At 72.7% G+C, this 14,558-nt stretch carries 11 protein-coding genes, 1 tRNA gene and 1 pseudogene; 7 read left to right on the top strand and 6 right to left on the bottom strand.

Annotation, left to right across the window (positions count from 1 at the left end):
- Positions 1-410: 410 nt before the first annotated feature.
- The 4 genes from MNZ39_RS19805 to MNZ39_RS19790 all read left to right on the top strand — a co-directional run bounded on the left by MNZ39_RS19805 (position 411) and on the right by MNZ39_RS19790 (position 2,935).
- Positions 411-986: a hypothetical protein gene (locus tag MNZ39_RS19805; protein ID WP_242340811.1), complete on the top strand. Its 576-nt coding sequence runs from the start codon at positions 411-413 to the stop codon at positions 984-986.
- A 257-nt stretch (positions 987-1,243) separates the two neighbouring features.
- Positions 1,244-1,627 (top strand): hypothetical protein, encoded by a 384-nt coding sequence (locus MNZ39_RS19800; protein ID WP_242340810.1) that lies wholly within the window; start codon positions 1,244-1,246, stop codon positions 1,625-1,627.
- A gap of 115 nt (positions 1,628-1,742) precedes the next feature.
- Positions 1,743-2,570, top strand: a complete 828-nt coding sequence (locus tag MNZ39_RS19795) for a hypothetical protein (RefSeq protein WP_242340809.1) — start codon at positions 1,743-1,745, stop codon at positions 2,568-2,570.
- Positions 2,571-2,722: 152 nt separating this feature from the next.
- Complete coding sequence (locus MNZ39_RS19790; protein ID WP_242340808.1) at positions 2,723-2,935, top strand: helix-turn-helix domain-containing protein; 213 nt, start codon at positions 2,723-2,725, stop codon at positions 2,933-2,935.
- A 40-nt stretch (positions 2,936-2,975) separates the two neighbouring features.
- Here MNZ39_RS19790 and MNZ39_RS19785 read toward each other — a convergent pair whose 3' ends face one another.
- Positions 2,976-3,149, bottom strand: a complete 174-nt coding sequence (locus tag MNZ39_RS19785) for a hypothetical protein (RefSeq protein ID WP_242340807.1) — start codon at positions 3,147-3,149, stop codon at positions 2,976-2,978.
- On the opposite strand from MNZ39_RS19785, the pseudogene MNZ39_RS25130 reads away from it, so the two are divergent.
- Positions 3,103-3,993 (top strand): annotated as a pseudogene (locus MNZ39_RS25130) (tyrosine-type recombinase/integrase); the annotation flags it as partial. The gene MNZ39_RS19785 and the pseudogene MNZ39_RS25130 sit on opposite strands and share 47 nt — an antisense overlap.
- A 222-nt stretch (positions 3,994-4,215) precedes the next feature.
- On the opposite strand, the gene MNZ39_RS19770 reads toward MNZ39_RS25130, so the two are convergent.
- The 3 genes from MNZ39_RS19770 to MNZ39_RS19760 all read right to left on the bottom strand — a co-directional run bounded on the left by MNZ39_RS19770 (position 4,216) and on the right by MNZ39_RS19760 (position 9,051).
- A tRNA-Pro gene (locus tag MNZ39_RS19770) sits at positions 4,216-4,289 on the bottom strand.
- Positions 4,290-4,417: 128 nt separating this feature from the next.
- Positions 4,418-7,948, bottom strand: a complete 3,531-nt coding sequence (locus MNZ39_RS19765) for an Ig-like domain-containing protein (protein WP_242340804.1) — start codon at positions 7,946-7,948, stop codon at positions 4,418-4,420.
- A 110-nt stretch (positions 7,949-8,058) separates the two neighbouring features.
- Positions 8,059-9,051 carry a hypothetical protein gene (locus MNZ39_RS19760; protein WP_242340803.1) on the bottom strand — a complete coding sequence of 331 codons (993 nt, stop codon included), beginning with the start codon at positions 9,049-9,051 and terminating at the stop codon, positions 8,059-8,061.
- 33 nt (positions 9,052-9,084) lie between these two features.
- Here MNZ39_RS19760 and MNZ39_RS19755 point away from each other — a divergent pair, with 33 nt between their 5' ends.
- Positions 9,085-9,354 carry a hypothetical protein gene (locus MNZ39_RS19755; RefSeq protein ID WP_242340802.1) on the top strand — a complete coding sequence of 90 codons (270 nt, stop codon included), beginning with the start codon at positions 9,085-9,087 and terminating at the stop codon, positions 9,352-9,354.
- Between the two features lie 21 nt (positions 9,355-9,375).
- Here the strand turns inward: MNZ39_RS19755 and MNZ39_RS19750 are convergent, their stop codons facing one another.
- Together MNZ39_RS19750 and MNZ39_RS19745 are read right to left on the bottom strand one after the other, a co-directional pair.
- Entirely contained in the window at positions 9,376-10,695 is a 1,320-nt protein-coding gene (locus MNZ39_RS19750) for an aminopeptidase P N-terminal domain-containing protein (RefSeq protein WP_242340801.1), read from the bottom strand.
- A gap of 190 nt (positions 10,696-10,885) precedes the next feature.
- Positions 10,886-12,631 carry a M61 family metallopeptidase gene (locus tag MNZ39_RS19745; RefSeq protein ID WP_242340800.1) on the bottom strand — a complete coding sequence of 582 codons (1,746 nt, stop codon included), beginning with the start codon at positions 12,629-12,631 and terminating at the stop codon, positions 10,886-10,888.
- Between the two features lie 82 nt (positions 12,632-12,713).
- Between MNZ39_RS19745 and MNZ39_RS19740 the strand changes: the two genes are divergently transcribed.
- Positions 12,714-14,558 (top strand): AAA family ATPase (locus tag MNZ39_RS19740; RefSeq protein WP_242340799.1); only part of this gene is annotated, 1,845 nt, incomplete at its 3' end.

Below are 14,558 nucleotides of genomic sequence, written 5' to 3'. Positions count from 1 at the left end.
TGGACCGACCGTCGCTATCTGGACCTGTCGATGCTGAAGTCGAAGGACGTCGCCGCCGCCAAGGCGGCGTGATTCAGCCGAGGAGCTTCACGCGGAGTTCCATTCACACAGAAGACGGGACTTGACCAAGAAGATGCGCTCCCCTGGACCACGCTCGGCGACGTCGTGGCGGCGGCCCGGGGATTCCTCGATCCCGTACTGGGCTCGAACGCCGACGGGAGCTGGAATCCAAGGTCGTGGACCTGGGACATCACATAGAAGCGGACGGAGCGCGAGGCGAGGCAGACTCACCCTCTCCGCTTGAGGCGCGTTCGACGAGCAGCGGCGCCGACGCGGTTTCAGATGAGTGGACGCGCCTTTCCGCCTAATGAATAGGACGCTAGGTCAGAGGGCGGTGTTATGGGCTCGACGTGCGCTCGCCTCCGAAGCCGCCCGTTCCTCACCTCGGGATCGACCTTACCGCAGATGAGCAAGCGCTCTTCGACGGCATCCGAACCGAGAACGGCCGCGAGGGACCTTTCTCTGATGACTACGGGTCGCACGTGGCGGAGCTGCTTCGTCGACTCGAAGCTCGCGGAGCCATTCCCGCCATCAGGCTACGGTATTTCACCGACGCGGAGCTGAATCCCGGCATCCGCAGGTCACGCCAGCAGGTCTTCATCGATAACGGGTGCGATACCCGCGAGAAGCTCCTCACGAGCGGGAACTTCTTCCGGCACCTCGACTACATCGTGCGTGGGCCGCGCGTGCCGACGCGCCTGATCGCGAGATTCAAGGAGCACGCGGCAACGGCGCTTTCTGAGTTCGAGAACCTTCGGCGCGACGTGCGTGCCGAAGTACGCGCCCTGCCGCAGGCGCCTCCCGGCGTCTATCTCGAGGACGACATCTACATGCTTGCCCTCGAGAGCGGCCTCGATCTCGGCGAGGCGCGGATCATCCGGACGGACGTGATGAGCGTGATGGCGAAATCGCGACGTTCGAGGTGACGACGCTCCCAAGGCAGCCAACCTCACGCGCCTGCTGCCTTCGCCCGAGTGATGCGCGGCTTCGGGCTTCGGTGCGTCGCCGACGGTTCTTGCCGCAACCGGCGGCCAAGGCTCCCCTTCGCGAAGGTGGCGCCGGCGCCGTACTTCGCGACGAGGTGACAGAGCGCCCAGCACGGCAGGGGTTGTCGGACCGCGGCGTACACTCGTTCCCGGCTACGCGCTCGCGGCGGCTCGGCCGCGGCAGGAGTGAGCGAGACATGGCGACGTACAACTGGGCCGAGGAACTCATCGATGACGCGGTCGAACTCGATGGCTCGTTCCACGACATCGAGTTGCCTTGCATGCTGAGGTACAGGCGGGGCGCCCCCACTCCCGACACGAAGGACGTCCGTGAACATGTGATGCGCGCTGTCGAGCGAGGCCGTCTCGTTGCACGTGACGCAGAGTTGCGGCACGCGCCGGACGATCACGTGGCTTGGTCGGGCCCTCCCGGCGACATCGAGACAGCCCGCGAGGCGGCGTTTTGCGGGCCGTGCGGCGAGCGGGTCCCGCCGGAGCGTCTGCTGCTCGTCGAGCGCTTCTCGATTCCGCAGCACGTCGTTGACGAAGTCCTCGCGTTCCGGCGCGCGGCGGCGCGGTGACGGCCTCGTCGTTCCCGCGTCGCGCGCGAGTTTCAGAGGGACGTCGTGGGCGTGGGCCTCGCCGTTCTCGCCGTGCTCGAGGATCACCTCGACATGCGACTCAGGAGTAGCGCCAGTGCGTGTCGCGATTCCTCCCGATCTTCACCCACTCGTCCGGAAGGCACTCCGGGCACTCAAGCCGGACCCGCGCCTGTCTTACCGACCCGAGCTCGACGACAAACTCCTTCGCACACCGCGAGGCTTCATCCAGACTGCGGTCGCCCGCGACCACACGGAACGCGCGGGCCTCCTCCTCGACACGTTCGTCCGAACCGTGGAAGGTCCCGACGTGCGCGGGCGCGTCTTCTTCGTCGATGACAAGACGATGCTCGAGATAGACGGGGAGAAGTTCCGCTTCCGATTCAAGGAAGAGAACGCGACCACCCCGCACCGCCCCACCCCCGAGGAGCGGCGAGAGATCGCCGCTCATCCGCACTTTCACTCCGTCCCGAAGGTCGACCATCAACCGACCAACCGCTTCGCGCTCGAGCTGTACGACCCGAACATCGGCTATCGCTACCGGGCGCGGCTGGCGGACCGCAAGCGCGCGACACTGGAGCAGGCTCTTGCGGAAGTCCCGGCGCTGCTTCGCCGGCTCGTTCAAGAGAACCGAGACGCCGAGGTCGAGCGGGAGCGTTGGAGGCGCGAGTGGGACGAGCAGCAGCGGCGCGAGACGGAAGAGCGCGAGCGACGCGAACGAGAGAAGGCAAGCCGCGCCGAGCTCGTCGCCGATGCTCACGCGTGGCGCGAGGCGTCACTGCTGAGGGACTACGCTGCCGCGGTGCTTCAGGCGCGCGGCCCCGAAGACGAAGCGCAACAGCGCTGGGCTACGTGGGCGCGCTCCGTCGCTGACGAGATGGACCCGCTGACCCGAAGCGGCAGCGCGCAAGAAGGCGAGTCCTAGCGAGACGGTGCTTCGACTTCCGCTCGGACGAGGCCCTCTTGGGTCATGGCGGCCCGACTTCCCGGCGTGACAGTCACTCGTTATACACTTGGATCAAGCAGCCCGCCCCGCAGCGGGCTGCGGTGGATGGTCACCACCGCAGGAGATCCGCCATGACGTACGAGGAGCTGCTCACGTTCACCGGGCCCCAGCCGCTCTGGACGGTGTCGAAGCTCGCGGAGGCGCTCGACGTGTCGACGGACTTCATCTATCTGGCGGTGCAGCGGGACGAGATCCCGCACATCCGGCTGGGGACGAACATCCGGTTCCACTACAAGGACATCCTGGTCTGGGTCGCGAAGCACCGTATCGTGCCGCGCCGGTAGAGAGGAGCGCCATGGCCTACAGGCGCAAGAAGTCCGAGTACTACTGGATCTCGTATGTGAACCACCTCGGGAAGCGCGTCCGGGAGAGCACGGGCACGACGAAGAAGGCCAAGGCGGAGATGATCGAGCGGGCCCGGCGCGACCAGTTCGCGTTCCGGCGGCGCGGCATGGTCGATCCGGAGATCGGGAACGCGACCACGTTCGGCGAGCTCATCGACTTCTGGTGGAAGCACTACGGCAGCCGCCTGAAGTCTCCGACCATCAAGGGCTCCATCGAGAAGCACCTCCGGCCGGCGCTGGGCGACCTCCCGCTAGCCAGCTTCACGGGGCTCGCAGTGGAGCAGCTCCTCCAGTCGAAGGCGGCGGTGCTGAAGCCCCGAACGCGGAACCACCTGCGAGCGGTCGTGCGGCGCATGTTCCGGGTTGGCACGCGATCCGGACTCTGGGTGGGCGTGAACCCCATCGACGACGTGGCGATCGCCGAGGTGCCGAAGACGGTGGCGAGCTTCCTCGCGCTCGACGAGGTGGGTCCGTTCCTCTCGGCGTGTCAGGGTCAGTACCGGCAGCTCTTCGCCACCGCGCTCTTCACGGGCATGCGCGAGGGCGAGCTGTTCGGCCTCCGCAAGCAGGACGTGGACTGGAGCTCGAGCGAGGTCACGGTCCGCAAGAGCTGGGACAGCGAGACCACCAAGTCCCGCCGCGAGCTCGTCATCCCGATCGCGAGGGACCTGACGCCGTACCTTCGCGCGGCGACCGACTCATCCGACTCGGTGCTCGTCTTCCCGAGGCCGGACGGCGCGATGCACAGCCGCAACCTGCACGTGAACGAGCGGATCCGGACCGCCCTCAAGGCGGCCGGCATCATCGTCGGCTACGACCACAAGTGCCGCCGCTGCCGCTTCAACGTCCGGCGCACCTCGAGCGCGGTGACGAAGTGTCCGCAGTGCGGCTTCGCCCTCTGGGTCTCGCCGGTCCCGAAGGACATCAGCATCCACAAGCTCAGGCACACGACCGGCACCCTGCTGTCGAAGGCGGGCGTCCCGATCCAGATCATCCAGAAGGTGCTCGGGCACGCCGACATCAAGGTGACCGAGGGGCACTACCTCCATCACGACACTCGGGACACGCGGAAGGCGCTCGACGAGCACCTTCGGTTCGCGGGCCTCCCGGCGCCCTCAACGAGCGTGCCAGTCACATTCCAGGCACACCGGCTCGGAATCGCGAAAAACGAAGGCCGCGACACCGACGGTTTCCCGTGGGACGTCGCGGCCTTCGATGAGTCGGGGAGACAGGATTTGAACCTGCGACCCCTTGGTCCCGAACCAAGTGCTCTACCAGGCTGAGCCACTCCCCGATGATGCGCTTCGTCGGACGGATTCCAGGCCCCGGGAAGACCTCGGACCGACGTAAGGCGGCGTAGATACTGGAGTGCCGAGAGGGTGTCAAGGGGGAAGCGCGGGCCGGCTCGGCCCGCCGCTCCCGCTAGAAAACCGTCACCTCCGCGGACTCCGTCTTGCCGTCGAGCCGGGCCTCGATCCTCACGGTTCCGGCGCGCTTCGCGGAGAGCTTTCCGGGCGCCGCGGGGTCGAATTCGACGATCGTCGGGTCGGCGCTCGACCACGTCGCGCGGCCCGACACGTCGAGCGAGGCGCCGTCCGCGAAGCGGGCGGTCGCGCGGAACCGGTAGCTCGAGCCGACGGGCACCGTGGGCGCGACGCCCGCGAGCTCCAGGCGATCGAGGGGGGCGCTCGACACCGTCATGGGCAGGGGCCACACCTGCAGCCCGGAGGCAGCGGTGACGATCGCGGTGCCCGGGGCGACCGCTTCGACGACCCCGGGCGCTACCACCTTCAGCACGGCCGGGTTCGACGAGGCCCACGCCAGCGTCTTCTCGAGCTCGGCGAAGCCCACATTCTCGTAGGTGTTGAGGTACAGGCGCTCGTACGGGTGGAGCCCGAGGGGCCCGCTGTCCGGCGCGAACAGCCCGAACTCGCCGACGGTGTGCGTGACGTTCACGATCGCCGTCGCCGTCTGCCCGCCCCACGTGGCGGTGACGACCGCGCTCCCGAGCTTCTGGCCGGTGATGGTGCCGTACGAGCCGGAGTACGTCGCCGTGGCGACGTCCGCGGGCGACACGGTGATCTGCGCGCCGGTCGCGGTGGCGGTGCCGCCGCTCGAGAGCGTCGCGCGGAGCTGCATCGTCAGGCTTCCGCCGACGGGGAGCTCGTAGGTCGGAGGATCGAAGCGCAGGCTCACCGCCGCCGGCTCCGCTGCGGCGCCGACCACCGGGACGCTGTCCGTCCCGGCGAAACCGCTCCAGCTCGCGTCGAGCGTCGCCGTCCCCTCGGCGATCGCCTGCAGGTCGGGCGCCGTGCCCGGCGTCCACGTGAGCGACGCGACGGCGGGAGTCGAGCACGCCCAGGTCGAGAGCTTGGTCACGTCCACGTAGTCGCCGCTGTCGAGCTCCAGGAAGGCGCCCGGCGCCGTCTTGTCCCCTACCGTGAGCTGGTACGGGAGCGCCACGAAGAGGGCCTTCGGCGTCGCCGGCACGACGGTACCCTGCGCCACGACCGTCACGTCGTCGAGGCGGGCGCGGAGCTCGACCGAGCCGAGCTTCCGCGCGACCACCGTCGACCCGCGCACCTCGAGGACCGACGGATCGCTCGACTCGAAGGTCGCGAACGTCGTCGCCGAGGCGGTGGTGGTCGCGAGCGGCACGGCCAGGCGGAGCGCCGCCGAGCCACCGAGCGGGACCGTGACCGGCGCGAGCTCGAGGGGCGCCGTGGGCGTCACGACCGAGAGCTGCGTCGACGCCTGCATCGGCACGCCCGACGGGCTCGTCGTGGCGGCCCGCACGTAGACGCTGCCGGCGGCGAGCGCATGGACCCGGCCCGGGTTCGCGGGATCGTCGAACGCGGCGACCGCGGGCGACTCGCTCGTCCACGTCACCTCGCCTTGCACCGGGACTTCCACGTTCCAGCCGCCGGCCGAGTACACGTACATGGCCCGGAGCTGTCCGGTGTGCCCCACCGGCAGCTTGTCCCCGTACGCGACCGCGGGGCGGACGACGAGCCCGCCGAACTGGGACGGCTCGCGCACGACCGTCGCGGTCGCGGAGCCGAAGACGTCGCCGATCGCGGCGGTGATCTCGCCCGTGCCGGGGCTAGACGACCAGAAGCTGCCGCCGTTCACCGAGCCGATGACGCGGTCGCAGCGCCAGGTGACGAGGGTCGTCGCGTCGGTGGTGCGGCCGTCAACGAGGCGGGCCGTCGCGCTCAGCTGGCGGGTGGCGCCCGAGGCCACGACGAGCGACGCCGGGGAGATGGTGATCGAGCTGAGGGGCCCCAGCACCGTCACCGTCTTCGTCGCCGTCATCCCGCCGAAGGACGCGGACAGCGTCGTGCTCCCGGAGCCGACCACCGTGGCGGTGCCCTTCGTGCCGGGCGCGTTCGAGATGGCGATCACCGCGGGGTCGCTCGAGGACCACTCGGCGTAGCTCGACACGTCCTCCGTCTCGACGACGTACTTTCCCTGCACGCGGGTCTGCGCCTTCACCCTCCAGCTCACGCCCGCCGGCACCGACGCGGGAGCGTCGAGGGTGAACGATAGCGGCGCGGTCACCTGGACGCTCGCCGTGGCGGACAGCCCCGCGTAGCGCGCCTCCAGGGTGGTCGTCCCGAGGCCCACGGCCCGGACGACGGTATCGCCCCACCATCCCTTCTCCACGATGCCGACGGCCGGATCGAGGACCGAGAACGTCGCCGCGCTCGAGACGTCGTAGCTCGAGCCGTTCGCGTAGCTCAGCGTCACGTTGGGCGGTGGCCAGGTGTAGTCGCCGAGGCCCATGGCGATGGCGGTCGTGTCGATCGCGAGCCCGGTCGGCGCGTCGCCGGTGACCGTCACCGCCGCGCGCCCGACGGCGCCCCCGTAGCTCGCGCTCACGACGGCGACCCCGCCCGCGACCATCGTCGCGACTCCGCCCGCGGCCACGGTCACGGCGCTCGAGTCGGAGGACCAGGTCGCGAGCGCGGTCACGTCGGCGGTGGTGCCGTCCGCGTGGAGCGCGGTGGCGCGGAGCGGGTAGCCGACGCCGACCGGCAGCGGCGAGGGCACCGGTTGGACGAGGACGAAGATCACGGAGTCGGAAGCAACGGTGAGCTCCGCCGAGGCGGTCTTGCCGCCGAAGGAGGCCGTGATCGTCGCCGCGCCGGCCGCGAGCGCGTCGAGGCGCCCCGCGGTCTGGGCGACGCTCGACACCGCGGCCGTCGCCGGCGCGCTCGAGGACCAGTCCGCGAGGAGCGTCACGTCGCGCAGGCCCCCGTTCGAGTAGACGGCGAACACGCGCACGTCGAGCGCGTCGCCCGCGGCGAGGGTGAACGTCGGGGGCACGCCGAGGAGGAGCGACGCGAGCGACGCCGCCTCCACGGTGACGTGCGCCTGCGCGGAGAACCCGGCGTAGGTGGCGCGCACGTCCGTGCCGCCGACCTTCACGCCCGAGACGACGCCGCGCGAGACCGTGGCGACGAGCGGATCGGCGCTCGTCCAGACGGCGGCCGCGGTCACGTCGATCTCCGCCCCGCCGTCGGTGATGCCGAGGCAGCGGAGCGAGGCGGACTGGCCCGCGGAGATCACCGCGCTGACGGGATCCATCCGCACGGAGACGAACGTCGGCGTGTCCACGGTGACGAGCGCCGTCCCCTGGATGGGCCCGATCGCGGCGGTGATGGTCGCGGTCCCCGCGGTGATCCCCGTCACGACGCCCGCCGACACCTGCGCGATGCCGCCGTTCAGCGAGGTCCAGCTCGCCTCGGCGGTCACGTCGCGCTTGCTGCCGTCGTCGTAGGCGCCGGTCGCGGTGAGCTTCACCGTCGCGCCCGCCACGGTCACCGCCGTCGCCGGCGTCACCGCGATGGAGACGAGGGTCGCCGCCGGCTTCGCGCCGCCGCCACCGCTGCCGCCGCTGCACGCCGCCGCGAGCACGGCCGCGAGGCCGAGCGCCGAGATCCGCCGCATGTTCCCCTCCCCGCGCCGGCAACGGCGCGCGTCCCGGCGTTCACGCTGGGATACGGCGCGCGAGGGTACACAGCGGGTCAACGAGCGGCAAGGCTGCGACCGCACCTACATCAGAACCGTCCTGCCACCCCCGCCGAGAACCCGCCACCCTCGAGCCGCGCCACCATCGGCGCCGCCATCGCCCCCTCGGCGCGCGCGGCGGCCGCCTCGTCCAGCTCCTCGTCCCAGCCGCGCGAGAGGTACGCCCCCGCGGCGAGCCCGACGGCCATCCCGGCGAGGCCCGCCGCGCCGATCGCGTGACCGTTCTCCGCGTTCGCGAACGCCGGCACCGAAACGCCGGCGAGCGTGCCGAGGAGCCCGCCCGCGTCGATGAGGAGTGACCGGCCGCGGCTCATCTCGACGCGCCGCGCGACGAGCGCCATCGCGAGAAGGCCGGCGTCGGTGGTGGCGAGCAGCACGCCCTGGGCGGTCGTGTCGCTCGCGTCGTCCAGGATCGCGAGCGTGAGCCCGCCCGTCACGAGCCCCCAGATGCCGCCGCTGTTCGTGAGCGCCACGGCGCCCGAGGACGGGCTCCGGTCGCGCGTCAGGAGCACCGTGGTGCCGAGCGCGGCGAGACCCGTGCCGAGCGTCGCGCCCACCACCCCCTTCCCGTCCGCGTCAGCGAGCGCGGCGATGAGGCCGCCGTTGAACGTCCCCCAGCTCGTGGCGGACTCGATCGCCTGGGCGCGGCCCTCGGGCATCGCAGCATGGCGGGTGGGCAGGATCGCGAGCGTGAGCCCGCCGACGCCGCCGGCGATGGCGAGCGCGAGGTAGGCGCGGCCGTCGTCGGCCTCCGCGAGGAGCCCGGTCGCGACGCCGGTCCAGATGCCGTAGGTCGTGCCGAAGAACGCGAGCTCGGCGCGGCCGCTCCGGTCCAGACGGGCGGGACGCCGGCGCTCGAGGCGCGGCTCCTGGAGCTCGAAGTGGCCGCGAGCGGCGAGCGCGCGGCTCACCTCGGCGAGCGTGCGCGCGCGGTCGGCGAGCGGGCCGGCGCCGGGGGTGGCCGCCACCGCGTCGAACGCGCGCGCGGCCTCCTCGAGCTTGCCGTCGAGGAGCAGCGCCATGGCGGCGTCGTAGCGGGCCGAAGGGTCCGTCCCTTGGGCTTCGACAGGCTCGGTCCGAGCGGCCGGGGCCGGTTGCGCGACCGGCCGGGCGGGCTGGGCCGGCTGCGCGGCCACGGGCACGACCGGCTGAGCCAGCCGGGCGGCCACGAGCTGGACCCGCTGCCCGGACTGGACGGGCTGCGCGGCGGCGAGGAGGACGGCGGCGGCGAGCGTCAGCATTGCGGCGGCTCCGTCGCTCCCGGTGAAGGGTCCTGGGAGCAGCCGGAGCCTACCGCATGGGCGGCGCGGCGCGAGTTCGCGTGAACGCGTGACGCGGTCGTGCCGCTACCGCACGCACACCGCCTCGACCTCTGCGACCTCCTTCGGCACCGCGGCGGTCAGGTTCTCGTGGCCCTCGGGCGTCACGAGCACGTCGTCCTCGATGCGGATGCCGACGCCGCGCATCTCCTTCGGCGCGCTCTCGTCGTCCGCGGCGACGTAGATGCCCGGCTCGATGGTGAGCACCATTCCCGGCACCAGCGCCCGCGGCTTGCCGTCCACGTAGTAGTCGCCGACGTCGTGCACGTCCATGCCGAGCCAGTGGCTGGTCCGGTGCATGTAGTACTTGCGGAACGCCTTGTCGGCGATCCGCTCGTCGGCGCTGCCCTGCAACAGGCCCAGCGAGATGAAGCCCTCGGTGAGCTTCCGCACCGCGAGGTCGTGGATCGCGTCGAGGTTCGTGCCCGGCTTCACCGCCTCGATGGCCTGCTTCTGCACGTCGAGGCAGAGCTCGTAGAGCTCGCGCTGCGCCTTCGTGAACTCGCCCGACACCGGGAACGTGCGCGTCACGTCCGCCGTGTAGAGCTCGTACTCGCCGCCCGCGTCCACCAGGCACACGTCGCCGTCCTTCAGGAGCTCGGGGCCGGCGCGGTAGTGGAGGATGGTCGAGTTCGCGCCGGCGGCCACGATCGTCCCGTAGCCGGGGCCCGACCCGCCGCGGCGGCGGAACGCGTACTCGATCTCCGCCTGCACCTGGTGCTCGCGCCGGCCGGGCTGCCCGTCGCGCATGGCCGCCATGTGCGCCTCGGCGGTGATCTCGGCGGCCTTGCGGAGCCGCCGGAGCTCGTCCGGCCCCTTCACGAGGCGCTGCTCGTGGAGGATGCGGCCGGGGTCCACGATGGCGCGCGGCGGGCGCTTGCCGAGGCGCGCGCCCTTCCGCAGCTCGTTGAGGACGCGCGCGAGCCGCGCGTCCCACGGCGCATCCTGGCCGACGCGGAACCAGAGCGTCTCCGCGCCCTCGACGAGCGCCGGCAGCCTCGCCTCCAGCTCCGCGACCGGGTACGCCTCGTCGGCGCCGTACTGCTCCTTCGCGCCCTCGATCCCGGCGCGGCGGCCGTTCCAGATCTCCTTCTCGCGGTCGCGCGGCCGCACGAACAGGACGAGCTTCGCCTCGCCCGCAGGCGACGCCACGAGGACCGCGCAGCCCTCCGGCTCGTCGAGGCCGACGAGGTAGTGGTAGTCGCTGTCCTGGCGGAAGAGGTACTCGGTGTCCGCGTTCCGGAGCTTCTCTTCGGCGGCCGGGAGGAGCATCACGCCGCCCCCCTGGCGCGCCATCTGCGCGGCGGCCGCCCGGCGGCGCTCGGCGAAGGTCGAGTTGGAGTCCATGCCCGCCCATATAGCGCACTCCCGCCGGGAGCGCGGGCGCGCCGCCGTCGCGGGGCGGGAGGGCCTCGCCGGGGGCGACGGGCCGTGCCGGAAGGTGGCCTCGACCGCGTAGCGGCCGCGCTCGGCCGGCCTCGGGCCCGCGCGCGCTCGGGGCGCAAAATCGAACGTGATTCCCGGACGATGAAGCGGGCTACTTCCCCGGCCAGCGCGTCCCCGACCACTCCTCGAACGCGGCTCGCTGCGCCTCGCTCGCAGCCTCCACCGGCTCGAGCCAGACGGTGTCCTCGGGCCACGGGGCGAGCGGCACGGTCACCTCGACGAGCTCGTCCCGCCGGAACACGGTGAGGCGGAGCGAGCCGCCCGGCCCCCTCTCGCCGAGCCGGTCCCACAGCGCGGCGCGGTCCAGCCGGAACCCGCCCTCTGCGACGAGCTCGTCCTCGGCGTAGAGGCCGGCCCGGTGCGCCGGGCTCCCCTCCTGCACCGACGCCACCGCGAGCTTCGGCCCCTGGGCGAGCTCGAAGCCGGCCCAGCCGGGCGCGGGACGCTCGTCGCCGTTCTTCGGAGGCGTGCCGCCCTTGTCGTCGAGCCCCTGGGCCGCGCGGCGCCGGAGCCGCAGGCCCACGAGCTCGAGGTCGAGGTCGAGCGGCTCCGTGCCGCGCACCTGGCGATCGAAGAAGCGCCGCGCCGCGTCCGCGCCGAGGAGCTCCGCCGCCGCCTGCTCGACGCCGTCCTCCGGCAGGCCGCGCCCCTCGTGACGCGCGTAGAGCGCGCGCAGGAGCGCGTCGAGCGACGACCCCGCCCGGCGCAGCGCGAGGTCGAGCGCGAGCGCGACGAGCTCGCCCTTCAGGTAGTAGGAGATGGCGCTGTTCCCGCTGTTCTCGTCCGGCCGGTAGTGCTTCACCCACGCGAGGAAGCTCGCCTCCTGGACGCTCATCTTCCTCGCGCCGGGCGTGCGCTCGAGCTGGGTGAGCGCGCGGCCGAGGTTCCGGAGATACCGCCCCGCGTCGAGGAGGCCGGCGCGCGCGAGCGCGAGCCCCTCGTAGTAGGACGTGGCGCCCTCGAACCACCACAGGAGCCGCGTGTACTGCTCGCGCCCGTAGTCGAACGGCACGAGCGCCGCGGGCCGCATGCGCTTCACGTTCCAGAGGTGGAAGAACTCGTGCGCGAAGAGGCCCAGCGTCTCCTCGTACGCGTCGCGCGGGAAGAACTGCATCCGGCCCACGTTGAGCGTCGTCGAGCTCGCGTGCTCGAGGCCGCCGCGCCGCTTCTCGGTGAGGTGCAGGATGAACAGGTAGCGCTCGTAGGGGAGCCCACCCATGAGCCCCCCGAGCGTCTCGACGATCCGCCGGGTGTCCTCCGCGAGCTTCGCCTCCTCGACGTTCCCCCGCCCCCAGATGGCGATCTCGTGCGGCTTGCCGAGCGCGGTGAACGGCACGACGCGGTGGCGGCCGATCTCCACCGGGGAGTCGGCGAGCTCGTCGTAGTCACGTGCGGTGAACGTCGTCGGCCCGCCGGGGAGCGCCGTCGCGATCGACCAGCCCTCCGGCGGCGCGATCTCGAGGACCTGCGGCTCGCGCTCGCGCCCCGGCGCGTAGAGGAACACCGCCGCGCCGTTCAGGTAGCCGTGCGTCCCGTCCAGGTGGCAGGTCCGCACCGTGAGCTCGTTCGCGTAGACCCGATAGCGCACCACCACCCGCTCCGCCCCGCCCGCGTCCACGCGAAAGCGTTGCTTGTCGAGTCGCTCGATCGTGAGACGGCGGCCCTGGCCGTCGTCGGCCTCCACGCCCTCGAGGTGGCGCGCGAACTCGCGCACCAGGTAGCTGCCGGGCGTCCAGACCGGGAGCGCGAGCTCGGGCGTGGCGCCGGGCCGCTCGAGGATCGCCTCGACGTGGAAGAGATGGGAGTGCGGTTCGGGGAGCGAGAGCCGGTAGCGCATGCGGTCACAATCTAGCCGGGGATCAACCGCGTGCCCCGGAGTTCTGTTAGCCTCTCGGCCCCAGGGGGTTCTCGCAGTGTCGATGCTGAAGCTCCACCTCCTCGGGCGGTTCGAGGTGGTCCGCGCGGACGCGCCCATCCCCGCCCAGGCGTGGCGACGGCGGCGGCCGGCCGACCTGCTGAAGCTCGTCGCGCTCGCGCCGGGCCGCGCGCTGGGTCGCGACGCGGCCATCGAGGCGCTCTGGCCCGACAAGGACCCCGCGAGCGGCGCGAACAACCTTCACCGCGCGCTCTACGACCTCCGCCAGATCCTCGGCGGCCGCTGGGTGGACATCGAGCGCGGCCAGCTCGCGCTCCGGCCGGACGTCTGGGTGGACGTGGACGCGTTCGAGGAGGCGGCCGCCGCGGGCGGTCCCGAGCGCTGGGCGCAGGCTGTCGCGCTCTACCGCGGGGATCTCTCGCCGGAGGATCTCGACTCTCCGTGGCTGCAGGGGCGGCGCGCGGAGCTCCGGAGCCGCTTCGTGGACGTGGCGCTGCCGCTCGCGCGCGACGCCGCCGGGCGGGGAGACGCCGGCGCCGCCGTCCCGCTCCTCCGCCGCGTGCTCGAGGTGGATCCCGCCGCCGAGGAGGCGCACCGGCTCGTCATGCGCCTCCTCGCCGAGACCGGCCGGCGGGCGGAGGCGCTCCGCCAGTACGACGCGTGCGACAGCGCGCTGCGCGCCGCGGGGCGGTCCGGCGCGTCGGACGAGACCCGCGCGCTGTGGACCGCCATCCAGCGCGGCGAGGTCGGGCCGACCCAGGCGCGGCCGGCGCTCGACGGCGCGCGCCGCGCCGCCCGGCGGCTGCTCGGGACGACCGACCCGCCCCCGGTGCGCGGGCGCGGGCCGGTGGTGCTGCTCGTCGAGTCGCTGCTCGAGCAGGGCTCGGGGACGCTCATGCTCCTCGGGGAGCGCGGGGTCGGCAAGACGCGGCTCGCGGTGGAGGGCGCCCGGCTCGCCCAGGCCCGCGGGGCGGCGGTGCTGTGCGGCATCGCCACCGGCGGCGGCGCGCCGTACGGTCTCTTCGCCGACGCGTTCGCCGAGGAGGCCCGCGCGAACCCCGCCTTCGCGAGCCCGCTCGCGGGGGCGGCGCCCGGGCCGGGGATCGCCGGCGAGGAGGTGCGGCTCCGCATCTTCGAGGCGGTGGAGCAGGCGCTCGGGGCGGTCGCGGAGGGGCGCCCGATCTACCTCCTCCTCGACGACGTGCACGCGGCGGACGAGTCGTCGCTGAACGTCCTCCACCTCCTCGCCCGCGACGCGCGCGCGCTGAGGCTCATGATCGTCGCCACCTGCAACGAGGCGGCGATCCACGCCGGGACGCCCATCCAGATGGCGCTCGCGCACCTCGACTGCGCGCGCCTGGCGCGCGGCGTCCGCATCCCGCGCCTCGGGCTCGCCGCCACGCGGGAGCAGGTGGCGGACCTGCTCGGCGAGCCGCCGCCCGAGGCGACCGTCGCGCAGCTCTACCGGATCACGGACGGCTCGCCGCTCCTCACCGAGGAGGTCGTGCGGGCGCAGCGCGAGTCGGGCGGGCCGTCGCTCCCCACCGATCCCTCCGCGGCCATCCGCACCCGCGTCGAGCGGCTCGGCGCGCGCGCGGAGGCGCTGCTCGCCGCCGCGGCCGTGGCGGGGGCGCGCTTCGACTTCGAGCTCGTGCGGCCCGTCTCCGGCCTCACGGCGCACGAGGCGCTCACCGCGCTCGACGGCTGCCTCGAGGCGCGCCTCCTCGACGAGGACGGCGCGGGGTACCGCTTCCACCACGCGCTCGTGCGCGACGCCGTCTACGACGGCCTCTCCCCCGCGCGCCGCGCGGCGCTGCACGGCGCGCTCGCCGACGGGCTGGAGGCGGCGCTCCCCGCGGGCGGCGAGCTCCCCTCCGAGGCGCTCGCC

Source organism: Anaeromyxobacter sp. SG66, assembly GCF_022690805.1.
In the GTDB taxonomy this organism is placed as follows: Bacteria; Myxococcota; Myxococcia; order Myxococcales; family Anaeromyxobacteraceae; genus Anaeromyxobacter; species Anaeromyxobacter soli.
This window is presented reverse-complemented; position numbering and strand designations above follow the sequence as displayed.

What these genes read in the sequence shown, in the direction of transcription:
- MNZ39_RS19800 (WP_242340810.1), top strand. Translation starts at nt 1,244, where the DNA reads ATGGCGACGTACAACTGGGCCGAGGAACTCATCGATGACGCGGTCGAA.
- MNZ39_RS19790 (WP_242340808.1), top strand. Translation starts at nt 2,723, where the DNA reads ATGACGTACGAGGAGCTGCTCACGTTCACCGGGCCCCAGCCGCTCTGG.
- MNZ39_RS19785 (WP_242340807.1), bottom strand. Translation starts at nt 3,149, where the DNA reads ATGAGCTCGCCGAACGTGGTCGCGTTCCCGATCTCCGGATCGACCATG.
- MNZ39_RS19765 (WP_242340804.1), bottom strand. Translation starts at nt 7,948, where the DNA reads ATGCGGCGGATCTCGGCGCTCGGCCTCGCGGCCGTGCTCGCGGCGGCG.
- MNZ39_RS19760 (WP_242340803.1), bottom strand. Translation starts at nt 9,051, where the DNA reads ATGGCGCTGCTCCTCGACGGCAAGCTCGAGGAGGCCGCGCGCGCGTTC.
- MNZ39_RS19750 (WP_242340801.1), bottom strand. Translation starts at nt 10,695, where the DNA reads ATGGACTCCAACTCGACCTTCGCCGAGCGCCGCCGGGCGGCCGCCGCG.
- MNZ39_RS19745 (WP_242340800.1), bottom strand. Translation starts at nt 12,631, where the DNA reads ATGCGCTACCGGCTCTCGCTCCCCGAACCGCACTCCCATCTCTTCCAC.